We start from the raw sequence: 19,259 nt of genomic DNA on the forward strand, positions 1-19,259 counted from the left end.
CGCCCCAGCTCGACAACCCAATGTGACCTCAGCGTCGCCTTTTGCCGCGAAACCGAGCGCTGAGGTCACATCTGGCGTCAGCTCTGCAGGCGGGCCAGCTTGTCGGGGTTGCGCTGCACGTACAGCTCGGTGACCAGGCCGCCCTCCACCCGGAAGGTCGCGATCAGGTCGACCCGGCCGGCCACGGTCATCTGGAAGCCCGGCCAGCCGTTCACCTCGACGGCAGTGAACTCGGCGTCCTGCGGCCACACGCCCAGCAGGAAGCGCCAGACCTTGTCCTGGCCGTGGATCGGGCGCAGTGCCGCCTTCACCTTGCCGCCGCCGTCGGAGTGCAGCACCACGTCCGGGGCGAGCAGGCCGAGCAGCTGCTCGATCTCGCCGGTCTGCACCGCCAGGCTGAAGCTGCGGGCCACCTGTTCGTGCTCGCTGCGACTCACCTCCCCGCGCGGACGACGCTCGCTGACGTGCGCCCGGGCCCGGCTGGCCAGCTGACGCACCGCGGCCGGCGTCCGGTCCAGGGTGGCGGCGATCTCGTCGTAGTCGAAGCCGAACACCTCGCGCAGGCAGAAGACCGCCCGCTCCAGCGGGGAGAGCGACTCCAGCACCACCAGCATGGCGAAGGAGACGGAGTCGGCCAGGGCGACGTCGTCGGCGACGTCGCCGCGGGTGAGCAATGGCTCGGGCAGCCAGGGCCCGACGTAGGTCTCGCGTCGGCGGGTGGCCGCCCGCATCCGGTTCAACGACTGGCGGGTGGCGATCCGGACCAGGTAGGCGCGCGGATCCCGGACCGCGCCCCGGTCGACCTCCGACCAGCGCAGCCAGGTCTCCTGGACGACGTCCTCGGCGTCCGCTGCCGAGCCGAGCATCTCGTAGGCCACCGTGAAGAGCAGGTTGCGATGGGTGAGGAACGGGTCCGCACCGGTCTCGTGGTCAGGGCTCAACGGGGTACCTCGCATTGGTCGGCGAAGCCCTGGCTGCGCAGGCCGAGGGCGGCGTTCATCCGGGAGCGCTCGTTCTCCACGGCCACCATCATCGTCAACTCGACGAACGCCTTCACGCCGATCGCGTCCCGGAGTGTCGCGGCCATCTCGTCGGTGACCTCCGGCGGCGTCACCGTCATCGCCTCGGCGTACTCCATCACCTGGCGCTCCAGCTCGGAGAAGACGGCCGACTCCCGCCAGCGCGGCACCTCGCGCAGCCGACTGGTGTCGAGCCCCTCGGAGTGCGCGGCGTAGTAGCCGAAGTCCAGGCACCAGCTGCACCCGATCACCGCCGCGCTGCTCATCACGGCCAGCGTCTTGAGGTCCGGGTCGAGTGCCTTCAGCCGGCTCACCCCGAACTCCATGGCGGCGGAGGCCCGGAAGACGCCCGGGTGGTTCCAGGTGGTCAGCACGACGTCGGGGACCTCGCCGCCGTAGGCCCGCCGGCTGAACCAGGTGACGAGGCGGCCGACGGCGCCGCGCGGCTCCGTCATCGGGACCCGAGCCTCGCTGCGGCGGGTGATCGTCTCGGTGTTCGTCATCGCTTCCTCCGGTGCTCGGCGGCGGGGATCGCCGCGCTCGAACACCAGACACCGGCCGGTCCGGATCTGTGACATGTGTCGGTGAGGCCACTTCTTCCGGGCGGGCCGGGTAGGTTGTCACGCGGGTGTCCCGGGTCCGCCCCGGGCCCACCCAAGTCGAGGAGCGCGCGTGAACGGCAAGGCAACCACCATCGATCGCGAGGCCATCGTGCCTGCTGTGGTCGGGGCGATTCCCAGTGTCGTGGCGCTGGCCACCGGCCGTCGCCGGACCGCTGCCGCGCTGCTCGCGCTGCCGGCCGGCCTGGTCGCGTTCTTCCGCGACCCGCAGCGCAGCGCCGACGTCGCCGCCGTCGACGAGGATGCCGTGCTCGCTCCCGCTGACGGCAAGGTGATGTACGCCGGCCCCGGTCAGCCGGAGGTCGCGCCCGAGGGTGAATGGCAGCAGATCAGCATCTTCTTGTCGGTCTTCGACGTGCACATCAACCGGGCGCCGTACGGCGGCACCGTGGAGTCGGTGCACTACCGCCCCGGCAAGTGGCTGGCCGCCTACAAGTTCGAGAGCGCCTTCGAGAACGAGCGCAGCGACATCACGATGGTCCGCACGGTGCGCGGCGAGCAGCGCCGCTACGTCTTCCGTCAGATCGTCGGCCTGGTCGCGCGCCGCGTCGTCACCCGGGTCAAGGCGGGGGACACCGTCGCCACCGGCGAGCGGATCGGCCTGATGAAGTTCGGCTCCCGGATGGACATCTTCCTTCCGCCCGAGGTGAAGCTCACCGTCGAGACCGGTCAGCGCACCGTGGCCGGTGAGACGGTCGTGGCGCACTGGCCTGGAGCGGCGGTCTGAGCGCCATGACCGGGCGCACTCTGCGTCGGCGGCGGATGTTCGCGCGCTGGCGGATCCAGTCGCACTCCGGCGCCGACGTCGTCTCCCTGCGTCAGCTCGGCGCGAAGGAGCAGCTGCGGGTCACCGCGCCGTCGCTGATCACCACGCTGAACATGGCGTGTGGCTTCTCCTCGGTGCTGCTGGCGACCAACGGGCACAGCCTGTGGGCGGCTGCGCTGATCGCGCTGGCGATCATCTTCGACATCGCCGACGGCGCGGTGGCCCGGCTGGTCGGCGCGACGTCGCCGTTCGGCATCCAGCTCGACTCGCTGGCCGACCTGGTCTCCTTCGGACTCGCTCCCGCGGTCCTGGTCTACACCTGGGTGCTGCCCGACCACCCGTGGCTGGCGTGGGCGGTGGCGTTCTTGTGGGTCGCCTGCGCGGCCTTCCGCCTGGCGCGCTTCAACTTCACCATCGACCCCACCGACGACAAGCGCTACTTCACCGGGCTGCCGAGCCCGGCCGGCGCCGCGGTGGTGATGTCGACGGTTCTCGCTTTGGACAGCCCGGACGTCGCCGATCTCGGCGTCGGTCCGTCGATCCTGGTGCCGCTGCTGATCAGCGTGGTCCCGGCCTGGCTGATGGTGAGCACGATCCGGTTCCGCTCGTTCCGCAACCTGCTCTCGCCGCAGACGCCGCGAGCGCGGGCGATCACCGGCGCGGTGATCGCGGCCGTGGTGATCGGCCTGGTGGTCACGCCGGCGGCGACCACCTTCGTCGTGGCCTACTGCTACGTGCTGACGGCGCCGCTGGGCGTGCTGAGCGCGCCGTTGCGACGCCGGCTCTTCGGTGAGGAGTCGGTGGCTCCGCCGCGCCAGCGCCAGCAGTCCGTCTTCCTCCCGCTCGCGGGTGAGGACGAGTTCGACGCCGCAGACGGGGAGTGCGAGGAGTAGCTCCTCCACAGCCCCGAAGTCGAGGGTTGACGTCGAACAGGTGTTCGATCATGGTGGATGCATGGCAGCTGTCGTCACCACCCTGGTCCAGGAGGTGCAGGCCCTGAGGGCCCGCCTCCTGGCTGGTGAGCGCGGGCAGGCAGGCCGCCTCCCGGCTGCCGACCCGGCGGGGCTGATCGACCTGATCACCGCCCTGGAGGAGTTGAAGTCCGCGAGCTGTGCGGCGCAGGCCGAGGCCGCGACGTCGTTCGACGCGGCCCGGCGCTCCCAGGCGGCGGCCGCGGGCGTCCCCGCATCCCGGCGTGGAGTCGGGGTCGCGAACGAGGTCGCGCTCGCCCGTCGGGAGTCACCGCATCGGGGGCAGGCCCTGCTCGGGATGGCGAAGGCGCTGTCTGCCGAGATGCCGCACACCCTCGACCGCCTGCGGGACGGCTCGCTGAGCGAGTTCCGCGCCATGCTGCTCGTGCGCGAGTCGGCGTGCCTCGAGGTGGAGCACCGGATCCTGCTCGACAAGGAGCTCTGTGCCGATCCGGCGTGCCTGATCGGTGTCGGCACCCGCGAGCTCATGGTGCTCGCGCGCCGGCTGGTCGCCGAGCTCGATCCGGCTGCCGTGGTTCGCCGGGCTCGCAAGGCGGAGGTGGATCGCACCGTCACCGTGCGGCCGGCGCCCGACACGATGGGCTACCTGACCGGCCTGATGCCGGTCGCCCAAGCGGTGTCCGCCTATGCGTCTCTGCGCAAGGCGGCCGAGGCGGCGAGGGCTGCCGGTGATCCGCGCTCCCTGGGGCAGTTGATGGCGGATCTCCTCCTGACGCGGCTGACGGGCGTGGCCGACACCGGCTCTGCCGACTCCGCCCCGGCGGTCCCGGTGGCACTCACGATCACCCTCTCGGACGAGACGCTGGCCGGCGGTCATGCGGCAGCGGACCTGACGGCACCGGGGGTGGCGCCCGAGGTGCTTCCTGCCGAGATCGCCCGCCTGCTGGCGGGGCGTGCCCTGGAGTCCGGGGTCGCCGCCTGGTTCCGCAGGCTCTACCTGAGCCCGCAGGGCGCGCTGGTCGCGATGACCAGTCGGCAGCGCACCTTCCCGAACGGGATGGCTGAGTTCCTCTGCCAGCGAGGGATCGGGATCTGTGCCACGCCGTACTGCGACGCCCCGGTTCGTCACGCCGACCACATCGTCGGTGCCGAGTACGGCGGCCAGACCTCACTCCAGAACGGTCAGGGGCTCTGTGCCGCCTGCAACTACGCCAAGCAGGCGGCCGGCTGGTTCCAACAGCCCCTCCGCGCTCCCGGTGAGCCGCTGCAGGTCGAGACGATCACCCCGACCGGCCATCGCTATAACGCACGCGCCCCCGCCCCGCCGGGCCGGATCAGCGCTTGACCTTGGCGGTCTTCGCTGAGGTGCGCGTCGCCGCGATCAGTCGACCTGGTGGGCTCTGTCCCATTCGTCCATGACGATCAGCGTCTTGGTGCCGGCGACGAGACCGGTGCGACGGAAGCCGTTGACGACCTCCTGCAGGTGGTGCACGTCGCGCACCTGCAGCTTGATCAACAGGTCTGGATCTCCGGAGATGGTGAAGGACTGGGCCACCTCGGGCACCGTACGCAACATCTCCAGCAGCTCGCCGGTCTCGGTGGAGCCGTTGAGACGGACCTCGGTGAAGGCGGTCAGGCCGGCCGCAGCCACGTCGACGACGGCGGTGTAGCCGCGGATCACGCCGTCCGACTCCATCCGGGCGATCCGGCGTGCCACCGGTGCGGGGGAGAGCCTGACCTCGCGGGCGATCTCGCTCAACGGCATCCGGGCATTGCTGCGCAGCAGGCGGAGGATCTCGACGTCGGTGGCGTCCATGCGGCGAGCCTACGGGTTGAGCGAATGATTCACGCGCTGCACGCATGAATCGTGCGCACACTCATGCGTGTCTTCAGTCGCCGATCCTGCGGCCTTGGCGGATTCCTTGCGTGCGACTGCCGCATTCCTGGCTCCACTGTCAGGGTGTGGAATCGGTGAGGCGTGATCCCCGCACCTGCCTCCTCTCCTGATGGGACGAACAGATGTCGCAGCTCCAGACCGCCGCCGGCCCGGTCGCCGACCAGCAGACCCTGAACGCCATCGCGGAGAAGGTGCGCTGGCTGGCCACCTCGATCGTGGACGCCGCCAACAGGCGTCGCCCCAACCCGAGCGGAGTGAAGGTCGGCGGGCACCAGGCCTCGAGTGCCTCGATGGTGGAGATCATGACGTCGCTCTGGTTCGCCGAGCTGGACCACACCGACCGGGTCGCGGTGAAGCCGCACGCCTCGCCGGTGCTGCACGCCATCAACTACCTGCTCGGACAGCTCGACGAGGGCTACCTGGAGCGGCTGCGCGAGAAGGGTGGCCTGCAGTCCTACCCGAGCCGGCTCAAGGACCCGGGAACGGTCGACTTCTCCACCGGCTCGGTCGGCATCGGCGCCACCGCTCCGCTGTGGGCGGCGCTCTCGCATCGCTACCTGCGCTCCCGCTTCGCCTCCACGCCCACCGCCGGGCGGTTCATCAGCCTGCTCGGTGACGCCGAGCTCGACGAGGGCGCGATCTGGGAGGCGGTCGCCGACCCCGCCGTGGCCAAGCTCGGTGAGCTGATGTGGATCGTCGACCTGAACCGGCAGTCGCTGGACCGGGTGGTTCCCGACATCCAGATCGCTCGGCTCCAGGGCATGTTCGAGGCGGCGGGGTGGCAGGTGATCACCCTCAAGTGGGGACGCACGGTCTCCGCACTCTTCGAGCAGCCGGGCGGTGCCGAGCTGCGTCAGCGACTGGAGTCGATGCCGAACGAGGAGTACCAGCGGATGCTGCGCGCGGACGCTGCCGAGGTGGCCGAGCGGCTGCTGGGCGAGACCAGCAGCGCCGCACTCCAGGCGCTGGTCGGCGGCATCGCGCCCGAGAACCTCGCGGTCGCCGTCCGCGACCTGGGTGGACACGACATCGGGCTGCTGCTCGACACCTACCGCCAGGTCGACGACGAGCGCCCGACGGTGATCTTCGCCTACACCGTGAAGGGGCGCGGGCTGCCGATCGAGGGTCACCCCAACAACCACTCGGCGCTGCTGACCGAGGCGCAGATCGGCGAGCTCGCCGAGCGCACGGGGAGCTCGCTCGACGACCCCTGGCGACGGTTCGCCGCAGGCAGCGTCGAAGAGCGCCTGTGCGTGGAACGCGCCGGGGCCCTGGAGCGTGCGTCGCTGTCGCCGACCACGGCGAGCACTCTGCCGCCGTCGCTCGGCTACGCGCACAAGGCGGTCATCTCCACCCAGGCGGCGCTGGGTCGTCTGCTCTCGGACATCTCCCGGGTCGCGCCCGAGACGGCGTCGCGGATCGTGACCTGCAGCCCCGACGTGGCGTCGTCGACGAACCTCGGTGGGTGGATCAACAAGACCGGCGTGTGGTCGGCCGCGGATCGCCGGGACTGGTTCGCCGACGACAAGGAGGGGGTGCTGCGGTGGTCGGAGGCCACCTCGGGACAGCACATCGAGCTCGGCATCGCCGAGGTCAACCTGGTCTCGCTGCTGGGCGAGCTCGGAGCCACCTGGAGCCGGTGGGGCGAGCGGCTGATCCCGATCGGCACCATCTACGACCCGTTCGTCACCCGCGCGCTGGAGCCGTGGTCGTACGGCATGTACGCCGGTGGCCAGTCGATCCTGGTCGGCACGCCGTCAGGTGTGACGCTGGCGCCGGAGGGTGGCGCGCACCAGTCGATCACCACCCCGTCGGTGGGGCTGGAGCAGCCGAGCTGCGTGGCCTGGGAGCCCGCCTTCGCCCAGGACCTCGAGTGGACGATGCTGCACGCGATGGGGCAGGTCGGCGTGCCCGGCGGGACGTCGGCCTACTTCCGGCTGACGACGCGTCCGGTGCCGCAGGAGCTGGCAGCGATTCCGGAGGATGCGCATCTGGTCGAGCGTCGACGCCGGCATGCCCTGGCCGGTGGCTACCGGCTGCGTGGCGACGCGGCGCAGGACGAGGTGACCCTGGTGGGCGTCGGCGCGATCCTGCCGGAGGTCTGCGCGGCCGCGGACTCGTTGGCCGGTGCCGGAGTGCGGGTCGGGGTGATCGTGCTGACCAGCCCCGATCTCGTCTACCGCTCCTTCGACAGTCGCGGGCGGGTGGCGGCGCAGGCGGACGGCTCGATCGTCGACGTGCTCTTCCCGGCCGAGCACCGGGCGCCGATCGTCAGCATCCAGGACGGCCACCCGCACACCCTCAGCTTCCTCGGCGCGATCCGCGGAGACCGCTCGATCAACCTCGGGGTCCGGGGCTTCGGCCAGTCCAGCAGCCTCGCCGACGCCTACGCCCTGCACGGCATCGACACCGCCTCGATCGTGGACGCCGCCCTCACGCTGACCGGCCGCTGAGGACGCGGGGGCGAAGCTTTGCCCACGTCGTGCACAAGGGCAGGTTTGCGTACCTTGTCCGCTGGTTGACGATGATTGTCATGGCGGTCACAAGTTCCGCATCTATCTGCTGCCGGCGCCTGACTTCGCATTTCCCGTGGCCCGCACCGTGGCTAGCGTCAGATCCTGCTCGGCCGGAGGGCCCGGTCGATTCGGGACGGCGAAGGAACTGGCAATGCGCATACAGGTGATTCTGGGGATGAGCGGAGCAGCGGTGCTCATGGCGTCGTGCTTAACGATGTCCCCCGCAATGGCAGGACTGAGCAACACGAGTGTGCATCGGGAGACCGGCTCCTCGGCGTGCTCGGACAACCTGCGAAACCGTGCTCGCTTCGTGCATGACACCGACAATCTCAAGGCGATAGATGACTGCGCCGACGGATGGGGAGCAGAGAGTGAACTCCTTCTCCAGACCGGTACCTATCGGCTCTGCTACAACGGGAGCGGCAATGGCACCACGGTGACCTGCAACTACAACTTCGCCGAAGGGATTCTCGGGGAGATCCTCGCCCGCTCCGTCGACAACGGTGACTTCCGCGGTTCCGGCGACGTGAAGCCGATCATTACGTGAGTCGGTGTCGGCGGATCTTGGCGTCCTGTTTCCTGCCGGCGGTGCTCTCGGTCCTGTTGTCGGCCTGCGCCGGAGACGCCTCTGACGGCGACCGCAGCTATCGGACGCCTGAGCTGGAATCAGTGCCGGTTGTCGAGTCAAGTCTCACGGTTCCGTTTCAGCAGTACGAGCTCTCGTTCGCGGAACGTCAACGGATGCAAGTGGGACACGCCCGCCTACTGGAGAGATGCATGTCAGAACGGGGGTTTTCCGTGGCGGTGGCGGGTGACTTCGTCCTCGGTCACCAACGTGACGGCGTGATGGATCCCGCGATGTGGGGTGGGCCGTTTGGGACGATGCCTCTGGAGCACGCCCGTCGTTACGGTTACAAACCAGAGAAGGACGGGCCCTTCGTCAAAGGCCCGGGCTTCTATCTCAGCAATCCGGGTCACCTCTTCCTGGAGACCGGGAAGATCACGGAGGACCAGCTGGCCCCCGCAGAACGGGCCTACTACGGCGCGGATGGCGATTCCGGTTGCGTAGATCGGGTGGAGGAGCAGATCGGCGTGAGCCTCGTCGACTTCATCGACCTGCGCTCTGACGTCAGCCAGCTGGCGCGCGAGCATCCCCGAGTCGAGAGCGCCATGCGTGCGTGGGTCGAGTGCATGGCACAGTCGGGATACCGGTATTCCCAGGTCTGGGAGGCGAGCCAGAGGTACGGCACCGCGCCGGTCTCTCAAGTCCAGGTGGAGACGGCGGTCGCGGACGTTCGGTGCACCCGGCAGAGTCATTGGGCGGACTACTTCTACGCAGCCGTCGCCGACTACCAACGTCAAGCCATCGAACGCACGCCCGATCTCCTTGAGGGCGCTCTGGAGTCAGAGAAGGCCCGTCTTCTCGCCATCGAAGCCGAGCTCGCTCGTGCGCGGTGAGGGGCCCTCACGGCATTCTGTGTGGGTGGCGGGCGTCCTGGTCACTGCGCTCCTCACGACAGCGATGGGCTACATCGCCGGCTCGCGGGTCCGCTCGCCTCAGGAGGCGGCGGCCTCGGCGAGGCCACCGGCGACTTCGGAGATCTTCGTGGAGGTGCGGAAGGGCTCGATTCAGCATCGTGCCCGGTTCGAAGGCGCGGTGATGTGGCACAAAGAGTTCAGCGTCGAGTCGGCGACCGTGGGATCGGCGGCTCGTCCGATCGTGACTCGGGTGCCGCTTGCGAAGAACGTCGGGTTCGACGCCGGCGCGGTTCTCCTCGAGATTGCGGACAGGCCGGTGATCGCGCTCCAGGGCTCGGTGCCGATGTTGCGTGACCTGGCGTCTGGTGCTCGCGGCCCCGACGTCACGCGACTGCAAGAGGCGCTAGCAGACGCTGGCCACTACCACGGGGTCGTCGACGGCCGATTCGGAGCGCTGACCGAGGCGGCTCTCAGGAGTGTGTACGAGGCGGCCGGCTATACCGTCCCGTTGCGTTCCGGTCGGGGCCGTGAAAATGCGGCCCCCCGCGCGCCAGTCGCCTTGGCATCGGAGTTGACGTTCGTGCCGTCGCTGCCCGGCACACTCCTCAGCTACCCCGCAGGTTTGGGAGAGGAGGTCGAAGGCGCCGTGGCCACGCTCGGCATGGGAGGGCTCGTCGTCACCACGGAGATGACGGCGGATTGGCTGCCGGCCCTGAAGCAGGGTGGCGACCGGGTGAGGATCACCATCGAGGGTGCAGGACGCAGGCGACTTCGTGGGCAGGTGACCGGCTTCAGTCGGCCGCATCTTGTGGACGGCGAGCGGCTGGTCCGAGTGGGGCTCAGCCCTGTCGTGGGACGATTGCGACCGGGAGCGTTCGATGCCGGCGTCCAGGTCGAGATCAGCGAACGGAAGGGGCCGGAGGGACTCAAAGTTCCCCTCTCGGCCATATTCGTCTCGGCCGAGAGCGGGGACTTCGTGAGGGTCCTAGGCGGTGACGGCTCGATCGCGGTCGCGCCGGTCCAGGTCAAGGTCACGGGGAATGGCTCCGCGATCGTAGAAGCGCGACAGCGCGGCGCCCTTGCGGTGGGGGATCGCGTCGCGGTTGGCCTCGCGGCACCATGAGCATGCAGGCTGCCCCCGTCATCGAGGCTCGGCGTCTTTCCCGAACCTTCGCAGGCCCAATCCCGGTGCATGCGTTGCGAGAGGTTGACCTGACAGTTCAGAGTGGTGCCTTCGTTACAGTGGTCGGCCCTTCGGGGTCGGGCAAGTCGACTCTCCTGCAACTTCTCGGTCTGCTGGACACGCCAACCTCCGGCAGCTACCGACTTGGCGGGCGCGAGACCGCCCAGTTGACCGAAGGCGCCCGGTGCGGACTCAGGGCGACGGCGATCGGCTTCGTATTCCAATCCTTCCACCTTCTTGACGGCAGGACTGCACGTCAGAACGTGGAACTCGCACTGCTCTACCGTGGCGTCGGCGCGCGGAGCGCGGCCGAGCGCGCGCGAGGCGCGTTGGAGCGCGTCGGGCTGGGCGATCGGGCCGACCAAAGGGTCCGCACGATGTCGGGAGGTGAGCGCCAGCGCGTGGCGATCGCACGAGCGGTCGTCGGAGGTCCGCACGTCGTGCTGTGCGACGAGCCCACCGGAAGTCTGGACTCGACCAACAGCGGCCTGGTGATGGATCTCTTGGTTGACCTCAACCGAGACGGCACCACCATCATCGTGATCACGCACGACGAGGCGGTCGCCTCCCTCGGCAGCCAGCGGCTGGCGATCATCGACGGTGTCCTGAGATGAGCGGTGGATCACCCAACCGGGTGGCCTGGCGTCGGGTACTTACCGAAGCCATTGCCGGCCTCGGCAGCAGTCCGGCCCGCTCCATTCTGGCGGCAATGGGCACACTGGTCGGAGTCGGCTCGGTGGTCACCGTTCTCGGCCTGACTGCCACGGCGAACGGTCAGATAGACGAGTCCTTCACGAAGCTCTCCTCGACTTCGATCCGCGTGGACGTCAATGAGGCGGTGGGCGCGAGCACCTTCCCGCGCAGGGCCATCAGTCGAGTCAACGGGATCGAGGGCGTTGTCGACGCTGCGGTGGTCGCCACGATCGACAACGGTGAGCCAGCGCAACTACACCCCGGAGCGCCGGACCCGGGCAGTGAATCGCCGCGAGTAGCGGGGGTGAGTGTGGGCTACTGGCGAACCGTCGATGCTCCCCTGTTGCAAGGCAGGCTCATCGATGCTCGTCTGGCACGAGAGCCAGTCGCAGTTCTGGGAGAACGGACTGCGCAGCGGCTTGGGGTCACTGACGTTGCCGATCAGGTGATGATCACCTTTCGTGGAGTGCGGTTCCTCGTCATCGGCATCACTGGTCCTGCCTCCCGCGACCAGGTGACGGCCGGGGACATCGCGATCCCGCACGCCTTCGTCCGTGACTGGCTGCCACCGGACCTCTACACAGAGCAGATGCTGGTGGTCACCGAGGTCGGCGCAGGCGAGGCTGTTGCGACGCAGGTCGCGACCGCGGTTGCGCCGTTCCGCCCGGAGTCGGCGGTCGCGCACTACACGGCCCGCCCGCGAGTAGTCGATGACGCGGTATCGGCGGAGCTGCGAAGCCTCTTCCTGATGTTGGCGCTCATATCGACGGGCATAGCTGGGCTCGGCATAGTCAACGTCTCGTTGATGGCGGTCCTTGAACGGCGGCGTGAGATCGGGTTGCGCCGCGCCCTCGGGGCGCGTCGGGGCCACATCGTCATGCAGTTCGTCGTGGAAGCAGGCATCGTCGGCATCATGGGCGGCGCGGTGGGTGGTGCGGTCGGCCAACTCGCAGTGGTCGCCGTCAGCAAGTGGCAGGGGTGGACGACGACCCTGGAGCCGCTCGTGACGCTCGGCGCTGCGCCGCTCGGGCTATGTCTGGGTGTCCTGGCCGGTCTCTACCCGGCTTTGCGCGCTGCCCGAGTCTCTCCCGTGGAAGCATTGCGCGCCGGTGCGTGAGCGATCAGCCTGACACCTGCCGATTCCCCCGCGCGGGGGTGGCGACCACCGTCGGCACACGGCACGCTTGCCGCCATGACGGAACGGCTGCGCGACATCCCACGCCGGTTCATCGCGCTCGCGGTGATCGGGGCGGTGGCGACCTGGTACCTGGGCCAGCGGACCTGGTGGAACCCCTGGCTGGAGGGGACGGAGAACAGCCTCTCGCCCGGGTGGGCCGAGTTGGTGGGCGACGTCGCGACCCTGGTGTGGGCAGTGGTTCCGCTGGTCGCGCTGCTCCGGCCCTGGCTCGCCCTCTGCGCTGCTCTGGTGCCCTATCTGTTGCTCTGCGTGGTCTCCGTCCAGGACGAGATCCCGGTGATCTGGGCACTCCTCGGGTCCGGGCGCGCGGTGCCGATCACGCTGTTGGTCGCGGTGGCCTTCGCCGCCATGGTCGGGGTCTGGCACTCCAAGCGAGTGGCTGCGGCCTTCGCCGTCGCCTATCTGGTCCCGGTGGCCGGCTACTGCCTCGGATTCCACGCCTTCCTGCTCCCCTTCGGCGATCAGGTCGACAGTCAGTACGCCACCGTGGGGAGCAACCTGGTCACCTTCGCTGCCTACGGTGTCGTGCTCGGGATCGCGCTCGGGATCGCTGAACTGCTTCGTCGCGGCGTGCTGAAGGACCGCCGGGCTGAGGAGCTGGAGACACGCTCGAAGGAGATGGAGCGTGAGTCGATCGCGAGTGCCGAGCGGGCACGACTGGCCAGAGACCTGCATGACGTCGTCGCGCACCATGTCAGCCTGATCGCGGTGCGCGCCGAGACGGCGCCCTACACCGTTGACGACCTCAGTCCGGCCGCTGCCGGCGTGCTGGAGGAGATCGCCAGCGACTCCCGCACGGCGCTCGACGAACTTCGTGGGGTGCTCGGTGTGCTGCGGCGCTCTGACGAAGCGCCTGCCCTCTCGCCGTTGCCCCAGGCTGACCAGATCGGCGACCTGATCGAGCAGGCCCGCGCAGCCGGCGGTGACGTCTCCTGGCAACCGGCAGACCTCAGCGCGGTGACCCCGTCAGCGGGTCACGTCGCCTATCGCGTGGTGCAAGAGGCATTGACGAATGCGCGCCGGCACAGCCCGGGCGCCCCGATCCAGGTGCTCACGCTGCCGGCGAACGGCGGCATCGTGGTCCAGATCGTGAACCGGCAGGAAGAAAACGACGGAACCGAGGTGGTCGAAGGCCGGGGATTGGTGGGGATGCGCGAACGCGTCGAGGCACTCGGGGGCGTGCTCACGATCACCGCCGGGCCGGAGTTGGTCGTGCACGCCGAGATCCCGGCGGAGGGACGATGAGTCTGCGGGTCGTGATCGCTGATGACCAGCCTGTCATCCGCGAAGGGTTCGCCGCATTGCTGGAGGCGCAGGACGGCATCGCCGTGGTGGGGGTGGCCGCTGACGGCCGTGACCTGGTCGATCTCGTGCAGCGGGTGCAGCCGGACGTGGCACTCGTCGACATTCGCATGCCGGTTCTGGATGGGATCGCGGCCACCGCGCAGATCGCGCGCAGCGCCGCGACTCGAGTCCTCATCCTGACCACCTTCGACCTCGATGAGTACGTGTACGACGCGATCCGAGCCGGCGCCAGCGGCTTCCTGCTCAAGGACATCACCGCTGATCGACTGGTTGAGGCCGTGCGTCTGGTGGCGGAGGGTTCGATGTTGCTGGGGCCGGAGGTCAGCAGGCGGTTGGTCGCCGACTTCGCCGAACGGCGGACGGCGCTCGTCGAGGCCCCGCCGGATCTGACTGCTCGTGAACGAGACGTGTTGCTAAGCCTGGCGCGCGGGCTCTCGAACCAGGAGATCGCCGGGGAGTTGGTGATCGGTGCGGAGACCGTGAAGTCGCACGTCAGCGAAGTGCTGCGCAAGCTCGACCTGCGCGACCGGATTCAAGCCGTCGTCTACGCCTACGAGCACGGACTGGTGCAGCCAGGCAGCCCCGCCACCAGATAGCGGTTCTTCGGTGTCACCTGGTGACAGTAGACAACCGCCATCTTTCGTGACGGCGTCAGCGCCCCGGGATCTCCTTGCACGCCGCGACCAGCGTTCGGAAGGCGCCGTCGTCGGCAAGGTCAGCGGGGGCAGCGAGCACGATGCCGTCGCAGAGTCCGGCGTACCAGTCGTTCAGGACGGCGGGCAGCTCGGCGTAGGTGCCGTGCGGCACCAGGGTGTCGATCACCTCGTCGGTGAGGTGCTCACCCAGGCCGGCCCAGTCCTGGGCCTGCGCCATGGCGCTCAGCGTCTCTCCGAGCCCGGTCAGGCCGAAGACCTCGAGCTGACGGCGGTACGCAGGGGTGCTGTAGAGGAAGGCCAGCTCGGCGCGGCGGGCCTCGCGCTGGGCGGCCAGCGCTCCGGCGTCGGGGGCGAGCACCGGCTGCGGTCCGGCCACGATCCGGGGGAGTCCGGCACGCTGAACCGACTCTGCTCCGCGGTGCAGGGCCGGCAGGGCGTGCTCGCGCAGCATCCGCGGATGGGACGTGGTCGGGTGTGCCACGAAGCCATCCGAGCGGGTGCCGGCCAGCGCCGTCATCTGGGCGTTCACGCCGCCGGTCCAGATGCTCGGTGCCTCATGGTCGAGCGGCCCGGGGTTGAAGTAGGGCTGCAGCCGGGTGAACCGGTAGTGGCTGCCCTGGTGGTCCAGCTCGGCGCCGGTCTGGAAGCTGGCGAAGATCGCCCGCAACGCATCGATGTAGTCACCCAGCTGCGCCACCGGATCGGTCCACGGCATCGAGTAGCGCCCGACGATGTTGCCGCGCACCTGCGAGGCGACGCCGAGTTGGAACCGCCCGCCGGAGAAGCGGGACAGGTCCCAGGCTGCGACCGCGGTCACCATCGGGCTCCGCGTGAACGCCAGCACCATGCTGGTGCGCACGGTCAGCCGTGAGGTGGCCTGCAGGGCCAGGGCCGACACCGAGAACGGGTCATGGATGGTCTCCGGCACATGCAGGGTGTCGAAGCCGAGTGCCTCGATCCGGCGGGCCGCAGCAGCCACCGACGCCAGCTCGATCCGACCCGGCAGCGAGGCGATGATCTCCATCGCCGCATCGTAGGTGCGCCCGGGCGGGATCCGGGCCGCAGATCCCGTTCCTGCTCAGGAGCGCTCGAGCAGGAAGACCGGGATCTCCCGGTCGGTCTTGGTGGCGTACTCGGCGTACGGCGGGAAGGCCTCGACGGCGCGCGGCCACCACTCCTGCCGCTCGGCCGGCGTCGCCAGGCGGGCGGTGTAGCGGTGCGGCTCGGGGCCGTCCTGGAGCTGGACCTGCGGGTCGGCCAGGAAGTTGTGGAACCAGTCGGGGTGCTCGGGTGCGCCACCCTTCGAGGCGACGGCGGCGTAGACGCCGTCCTTCTCCACCCGCATCACCGGGTTCTTGCGCAGGTTGCCGGACTTGTGGCCCACCGAGGTGATCACCACGATCGGCATCCCGTTGATGGTGTTGCCCTTCTCCCCGCCGGTGCGCTCATAGAGCTCGACCTGATCGCGGACCCATTTCTGCGTGCTCGGAACGTATTCACCCATGTCGGGCTCAACCCCGCCAGCGGGCGAGCCATTCCGCGGAGACCTTGGCCAGCGCCATCTGCCAGGTCGGACCGAACGAGATCCGGCCGGCGCCTGCGCGGCGGTACATCTCCAGGTCGTCGACGTCGGGGCGCGCGATCGCGTTGACCGGCAGCGGCAGCTCGAGGCAGATCCGGGCCAGCGTCTCCTCCGAGTGGAAGGCGACCGGGTACAGCGCCGATGCGCCGGCCTCTGCGCAGAGCGCCATCCGGTTGATCGCCTCGTCGACCCGGCTGGCCTCGTCGCCGTGCTGGCCCTTGAACCAGTCGGTGCGGGCGTTGATCACCAGGTCCACGCCGGCGCGCACCGCCGCGGCGCGCAGGCCGGCGACGTACTCGGCGTGCTCCTCGGCCGAGCGCAGTCGCCCGCCCTCGGAGTGCACGGTGTCCTCGATGTTGAGCCCCACCGCGCCGGCACCCAGGACGCCGGTGACGACGGCCGCCGGGTCGAGGCCGTAGCCCGCCTCGACGTCCACCGAGACCGGGAGGTCGACGGCTCGGGTGATCTGCTCGACGCGGGTGATCAGCTCGGTGAAGGCCATCCCCTCGCCGTCGGGGCGGCCGATCGAGTCGGCGACCGGGTGGCTGCCCACGGTGAGCCCGGCGAAGCCGGCCTCGGCGGCCACCTTCGCGGACCAGGCATCCCAGACGGTGGGGAGCACGACGGGGTTGCCCGGCTGATGCAGCGCGAGCAGATCGGAGGCGAGTTCTGCGTTCGACTTGCGGCTTGCGTCATCGGTCATGTCCTCCAACATAGACGCCACGGCCACAAAGGTGGAGCCCCGAAATCGGCACCCGGCGGGTCGCCGTCCGCCCGCCGCCCGGCCGGACCGATGATGTTCGCATGCAGGTCGTTGCACACCGGGGCGCCAGTCACGAGATCGCCGAGCACACCACCGACGCCTACGCCGAGGCGATCCGGATCGGCGCCGACGGCCTCGAGTGCGACGTCCGGCTGACCGCCGACGGGCACCTGGTCTGCGTGCACGACCGCGACCTGCGCCGGACGGCGGCCTCGCGCGGCATCATCTCGGCGATGACGCTGGAGGAGCTGAACGCCTTCGACCTGGCGAGCTGGAAGGACCCCTGGCGCGACCTCGACGACGAGGCGCCGGTGCTCGACCCGGACCGTGGCAAGGTGCTCACCCTGCGCAAGCTGCTGCAGATGGTCGCGGACGCCGACCGCCGCGTCGAGCTGGCGATCGAGACCAAGCACCCCACCCGGTACGGAGGCCTCGTCGAGCGCCGGGTCGCGCACCTGCTCGCCGAGTTCGGCTGGACGGGCCCGGAGTCGCCGGTGCGGGTGATGAGCTTCTCCTTCACCGCGTTGCAGCGGATGCAGAAGCTGACCCCGGGCCTGCAGCTGGTGCAGCTGATCGACAAGGCCCACCACTGGCCGATGCTGCGCCGGATCGTCGACCCGAGCTGGATCATGGGCCCGGGCATCGGCGAGCTGCGCGACCATCCCGGACTCGGCAAGCACCTCAACCTGCACCACCGGCGGATCCACGTCTGGACGGTGAACACCCAGGCGGAGCTGGAGCTGTGCCAGTCGCTCGGCGTGGAAGCGGTGATCTCCGACCGCCCGGGCTACATCATGGACCTGCTGCGCAGGTAGCCTGCGCGGCATGGGTAAGCGCTCACGCAACAAGGGCCGGGAGGCCGTCGCCACTGCCGAGGGCGAGGTCGGCCCCCGCCAGCCGTGTCCGTGCGGCTCGGGTCGCCGCTACAAGGCGTGCCACGGAGCGACCGACGGTCCGCCGCCGGTCTTCAACGCACGTCCCTTCGGCCCGTACGCCGGTGAGTGCGACCTGATCGCGATGCGCGAGCTGGTGCCGGCCGCGACCGCGCCGCTCACGCTGAGCGAGGCCAGTGGCCATGCGGGCAAGGTGATCCGCCTCAACAGCCTGCTCCCGGGCGCTGCGCCGGCGATGGTGCGCGACACCGGCGAGATCTGGCTCGGCCTGCAGGTCCAGCACAACTTCGGCGACCCGGGCCGTGACCTGGGTGCGGTGCTGCTCAAGGCACTCGAGTCGGAGGCCGGCATCGTCGGCCTGACCGAGGCGCCGGGCGAGGGCCCGAGGTTCACCGACCTCGTCGTCGACGAGCCGCTGCAGGTGACCGTCCACGACGGCTTCGAGTTCTGGGTCGACGACATCGAGGACCAGGGCCCGGCGATGGCCGCTGCGCTCGAGCAGGCCAACGCTGCGGCCAGCCCCACCGTGCGACTGGGCTCGGTCGACGCCGCCTACTGGACCCGTCTCGGCGCCAAGGAGCACCTGCGCTGGGTGATGCCCGAGCCCGAGGACGACCTGCTGGCCGGTCTCGCCCGGCTGCACGTGAGCGGTGACGACGTGATCGCCGACGGCGCGCGTCTGGTCGGCATGTTCCGCGCCCACGGCCTGCTCGTGCCGGTGTGGGATCTGCCGGTCGGAACCGGCGCGGAGATCCTCGAGGAGCCGGCCGCGGCGTTCGCGCGAGCACTGGCCGACGCCGTCGCGGCAGGCCCGGAGCTGAGTGCTGAGGAGCGCGCTGCGCGCTCCGGTCTGGCGAACCGTCAGGTAACCATCCGCTGAGACGAGAAGTGCTCACCTTTTAGGTGAGAGCGGTTGTGTGAAGTTGTCACTTGCAATAGGTTTTGCGGTGCCCGGTCGTTGTTGTATCCCCCGTCAACAGCGGCCGGGCTTTGCATTTCCGGTCACCCGGTCAGGCAGTCGCCGATGATCTGCACCGCGCCCGTGAAGGCGCCGGGGTTGGGGCCCGCGTAGTTGAGCCGCACGTAGCGGCCGGTCGGCTCGGCGGGGAACCAGTCGTCGCCGGTCGCGATCAGCACGCCGCGCGCCTCGCAGGCCGCGGCGAGCCGGGGCAGGTCGGTGTCGTCGGGAAGGCGCAGCCACAGGTTGAGGCCACCGCGGGGGACCGCTTCCAGGTGCGCGCTGGGCAGGTGCTGGGTGACGGCGTCGACGAGCAGGTCGCGGCGCGCCGCCAGCTGCTGGCGCAGGCCCCGTAGGTGGGTGCGCCATCCGGGTTGGCTGACGACGTCGAGCGCGGCGGCCTGCAGGGTGCCGCCGACGTACATGATCTGGGCCTGGAGGTCGGCGAGGATCCGGTCCTTCACCGGCCCGCGGGCGATCAGGGCGGCGACCCGGATCGCGGGCGAGACGCTCTTGGTCAGCGAGCGCAGGTAGATCACGTGCCCGCTGTCGTCGAGGGCGGCCAGCGGGACCGGATCGGCGTCGATGGCGAAGTCGTGCGCCCAGTCGTCCTCGATCAGGAAGGCGCCGTGGCTGCGGACGATCTCCAGCACGGCGCCGGCGTGCTCCGGCGACCAGTGCGCACCGGTCGGATTGGCGAAGGTCGGCTGTGCGTAGAAGGCCCGGGCGCCGGTCTCGGCGAAGGCGCGGTCGAGCTCGTCGGGGTCGGGGCCGTGCGGGCCGGACGGGATCGGCACCA

The 19,259-nt window shown here is 69.7% G+C and carries 20 protein-coding genes; 13 read left to right on the forward strand and 7 right to left on the reverse strand.

Annotated elements, in window-relative coordinates; translation table 11 throughout:
• Window positions 1-77: 77 nt before the first annotated feature.
• Together ABD151_RS10215 and ABD151_RS10220 are read right to left on the reverse strand one after the other, a co-directional pair.
• Window positions 78-941, reverse strand: a complete 864-nt coding sequence (locus tag ABD151_RS10215) for an RNA polymerase sigma-70 factor (protein WP_343993938.1) — start codon at window positions 939-941, stop codon at window positions 78-80.
• The gene (locus ABD151_RS10220; RefSeq protein ID WP_343993940.1) at window positions 938-1,522 is read right to left on the reverse strand and encodes a carboxymuconolactone decarboxylase family protein; all 585 of its coding nucleotides are present in this window, start codon (window positions 1,520-1,522) and stop codon (window positions 938-940) included. Before ABD151_RS10220 ends, ABD151_RS10215 begins: the two co-directional genes overlap by 4 nt.
• 169 nt (window positions 1,523-1,691) lie before the next feature.
• On the opposite strand from ABD151_RS10220, the gene ABD151_RS10225 reads away from it, so the two are divergent.
• From ABD151_RS10225 to ABD151_RS10235, 3 genes are all read left to right on the forward strand, one after another.
• Window positions 1,692-2,366 carry a phosphatidylserine decarboxylase gene (locus ABD151_RS10225; protein WP_343993941.1) on the forward strand — a complete coding sequence of 225 codons (675 nt, stop codon included), beginning with the start codon at window positions 1,692-1,694 and terminating at the stop codon, window positions 2,364-2,366.
• Window positions 2,367-2,371: 5 nt separating this feature from the next.
• Window positions 2,372-3,298, forward strand: a complete 927-nt coding sequence (gene pssA, locus ABD151_RS10230) for a CDP-diacylglycerol--serine O-phosphatidyltransferase (RefSeq protein ID WP_343993943.1) — start codon at window positions 2,372-2,374, stop codon at window positions 3,296-3,298.
• Between the two features lie 61 nt (window positions 3,299-3,359).
• Window positions 3,360-4,682 (forward strand): HNH endonuclease, encoded by a 1,323-nt coding sequence (locus tag ABD151_RS10235; RefSeq protein WP_343993945.1) that lies wholly within the window; start codon window positions 3,360-3,362, stop codon window positions 4,680-4,682.
• 36 nt (window positions 4,683-4,718) lie between these two features.
• On the opposite strand, the gene ABD151_RS10240 is transcribed toward ABD151_RS10235, so the two are convergent.
• Window positions 4,719-5,153, reverse strand: coding sequence for an Lrp/AsnC family transcriptional regulator (locus tag ABD151_RS10240; protein WP_343993947.1), 435 nt, complete (start codon window positions 5,151-5,153; stop codon window positions 4,719-4,721).
• A 203-nt stretch (window positions 5,154-5,356) separates the two neighbouring features.
• Here ABD151_RS10240 and ABD151_RS10245 point away from each other — a divergent pair, with 203 nt between their 5' ends.
• The 8 genes from ABD151_RS10245 to ABD151_RS10280 all read left to right on the forward strand — a co-directional run bounded on the left by ABD151_RS10245 (window position 5,357) and on the right by ABD151_RS10280 (window position 14,204).
• A complete protein-coding gene (locus ABD151_RS10245) occupies window positions 5,357-7,687 on the forward strand; it encodes a transketolase-like TK C-terminal-containing protein (RefSeq protein WP_343993949.1) in 2,331 nt (776 codons plus the stop codon).
• A 214-nt stretch (window positions 7,688-7,901) separates the two neighbouring features.
• On the forward strand, window positions 7,902-8,297 hold the full coding sequence (locus tag ABD151_RS10250; protein WP_343993951.1) for a hypothetical protein: 396 nt from the start codon (window positions 7,902-7,904) through the stop codon (window positions 8,295-8,297).
• Between the two features lie 230 nt (window positions 8,298-8,527).
• Window positions 8,528-9,208, forward strand: a complete 681-nt coding sequence (locus tag ABD151_RS10255) for a hypothetical protein (protein ID WP_343993953.1) — start codon at window positions 8,528-8,530, stop codon at window positions 9,206-9,208.
• A 25-nt stretch (window positions 9,209-9,233) separates the two neighbouring features.
• Window positions 9,234-10,352 (forward strand): peptidoglycan-binding protein, encoded by a 1,119-nt coding sequence (locus ABD151_RS10260; protein WP_343993955.1) that lies wholly within the window; start codon window positions 9,234-9,236, stop codon window positions 10,350-10,352.
• Window positions 10,349-11,026 carry an ABC transporter ATP-binding protein gene (locus tag ABD151_RS10265; protein WP_343993957.1) on the forward strand — a complete coding sequence of 226 codons (678 nt, stop codon included), beginning with the start codon at window positions 10,349-10,351 and terminating at the stop codon, window positions 11,024-11,026. Before ABD151_RS10260 ends, ABD151_RS10265 begins: the two co-directional genes overlap by 4 nt.
• A complete protein-coding gene (locus tag ABD151_RS10270) occupies window positions 11,023-12,222 on the forward strand; it encodes an ABC transporter permease (RefSeq protein ID WP_343993959.1) in 1,200 nt (399 codons plus the stop codon). The genes ABD151_RS10265 and ABD151_RS10270 overlap by 4 nt, the downstream gene beginning before the upstream one ends.
• 75 nt (window positions 12,223-12,297) lie before the next feature.
• A complete protein-coding gene (locus ABD151_RS10275) occupies window positions 12,298-13,548 on the forward strand; it encodes a sensor histidine kinase (RefSeq protein WP_343993961.1) in 1,251 nt (416 codons plus the stop codon).
• A complete protein-coding gene (locus ABD151_RS10280; protein WP_343993963.1) occupies window positions 13,545-14,204 on the forward strand; it encodes a response regulator in 660 nt (219 codons plus the stop codon). Before ABD151_RS10275 ends, ABD151_RS10280 begins: the two co-directional genes overlap by 4 nt.
• Before the next feature lie 55 nt (window positions 14,205-14,259).
• Here the strand turns inward: ABD151_RS10280 and ABD151_RS10285 are convergent, their stop codons facing one another.
• The 3 genes from ABD151_RS10285 to ABD151_RS10295 are packed head-to-tail and all read right to left on the reverse strand — an operon-like array spanning window position 14,260 to window position 16,549.
• On the reverse strand, window positions 14,260-15,288 hold the full coding sequence (locus tag ABD151_RS10285; protein WP_343993965.1) for a TIGR03617 family F420-dependent LLM class oxidoreductase: 1,029 nt from the start codon (window positions 15,286-15,288) through the stop codon (window positions 14,260-14,262).
• Between the two features lie 54 nt (window positions 15,289-15,342).
• The gene (locus ABD151_RS10290) at window positions 15,343-15,768 is read right to left on the reverse strand and encodes a nitroreductase family deazaflavin-dependent oxidoreductase (RefSeq protein WP_343993967.1); all 426 of its coding nucleotides are present in this window, start codon (window positions 15,766-15,768) and stop codon (window positions 15,343-15,345) included.
• A gap of 7 nt (window positions 15,769-15,775) precedes the next feature.
• The gene (locus tag ABD151_RS10295; RefSeq protein WP_343993969.1) at window positions 15,776-16,549 is read right to left on the reverse strand and encodes an isocitrate lyase/PEP mutase family protein; all 774 of its coding nucleotides are present in this window, start codon (window positions 16,547-16,549) and stop codon (window positions 15,776-15,778) included.
• 101 nt (window positions 16,550-16,650) lie between these two features.
• Here ABD151_RS10295 and ABD151_RS10300 point away from each other — a divergent pair, with 101 nt between their 5' ends.
• Entirely contained in the window at window positions 16,651-17,424 is a 774-nt protein-coding gene (locus ABD151_RS10300) for a glycerophosphodiester phosphodiesterase (protein ID WP_343993971.1), read from the forward strand.
• A 10-nt stretch (window positions 17,425-17,434) separates the two neighbouring features.
• A complete protein-coding gene (locus tag ABD151_RS10305) occupies window positions 17,435-18,382 on the forward strand; it encodes a DUF5926 family protein (protein WP_343993972.1) in 948 nt (315 codons plus the stop codon).
• A 122-nt stretch (window positions 18,383-18,504) separates the two neighbouring features.
• On the opposite strand, the gene ABD151_RS10310 is transcribed toward ABD151_RS10305, so the two are convergent.
• Window positions 18,505-19,259: aminotransferase-like domain-containing protein (locus tag ABD151_RS10310; protein WP_343993973.1), on the reverse strand; the 755-nt coding region annotated here is incomplete at its 5' end.

Source organism: Nocardioides dubius (genome assembly GCF_039528155.1).
GTDB lineage: Bacteria > Actinomycetota > Actinomycetes > Propionibacteriales > Nocardioidaceae > Nocardioides > Nocardioides dubius.

Coding starts and splice junctions, on each gene's coding strand:
- ABD151_RS10220 (WP_343993940.1), bottom strand. CDS start 1,522: ATGACGAACACCGAGACGATCACCCGCCGCAGCGAGGCTCGGGTCCCG.
- pssA (WP_343993943.1), top strand. CDS start 2,372: ATGACCGGGCGCACTCTGCGTCGGCGGCGGATGTTCGCGCGCTGGCGG.
- ABD151_RS10235 (WP_343993945.1), top strand. CDS start 3,360: ATGGCAGCTGTCGTCACCACCCTGGTCCAGGAGGTGCAGGCCCTGAGG.
- ABD151_RS10240 (WP_343993947.1), bottom strand. CDS start 5,153: ATGGACGCCACCGACGTCGAGATCCTCCGCCTGCTGCGCAGCAATGCC.
- ABD151_RS10245 (WP_343993949.1), top strand. CDS start 5,357: ATGTCGCAGCTCCAGACCGCCGCCGGCCCGGTCGCCGACCAGCAGACC.
- ABD151_RS10250 (WP_343993951.1), top strand. CDS start 7,902: ATGCGCATACAGGTGATTCTGGGGATGAGCGGAGCAGCGGTGCTCATG.
- ABD151_RS10255 (WP_343993953.1), top strand. CDS start 8,528: ATGTCAGAACGGGGGTTTTCCGTGGCGGTGGCGGGTGACTTCGTCCTC.
- ABD151_RS10265 (WP_343993957.1), top strand. CDS start 10,349: ATGAGCATGCAGGCTGCCCCCGTCATCGAGGCTCGGCGTCTTTCCCGA.
- ABD151_RS10270 (WP_343993959.1), top strand. CDS start 11,023: ATGAGCGGTGGATCACCCAACCGGGTGGCCTGGCGTCGGGTACTTACC.
- ABD151_RS10275 (WP_343993961.1), top strand. CDS start 12,298: ATGACGGAACGGCTGCGCGACATCCCACGCCGGTTCATCGCGCTCGCG.
- ABD151_RS10280 (WP_343993963.1), top strand. CDS start 13,545: ATGAGTCTGCGGGTCGTGATCGCTGATGACCAGCCTGTCATCCGCGAA.
- ABD151_RS10285 (WP_343993965.1), bottom strand. CDS start 15,288: ATGGAGATCATCGCCTCGCTGCCGGGTCGGATCGAGCTGGCGTCGGTG.
- ABD151_RS10290 (WP_343993967.1), bottom strand. CDS start 15,768: ATGGGTGAATACGTTCCGAGCACGCAGAAATGGGTCCGCGATCAGGTC.
- ABD151_RS10295 (WP_343993969.1), bottom strand. CDS start 16,549: ATGACCGATGACGCAAGCCGCAAGTCGAACGCAGAACTCGCCTCCGAT.
- ABD151_RS10300 (WP_343993971.1), top strand. CDS start 16,651: ATGCAGGTCGTTGCACACCGGGGCGCCAGTCACGAGATCGCCGAGCAC.
- ABD151_RS10305 (WP_343993972.1), top strand. CDS start 17,435: ATGGGTAAGCGCTCACGCAACAAGGGCCGGGAGGCCGTCGCCACTGCC.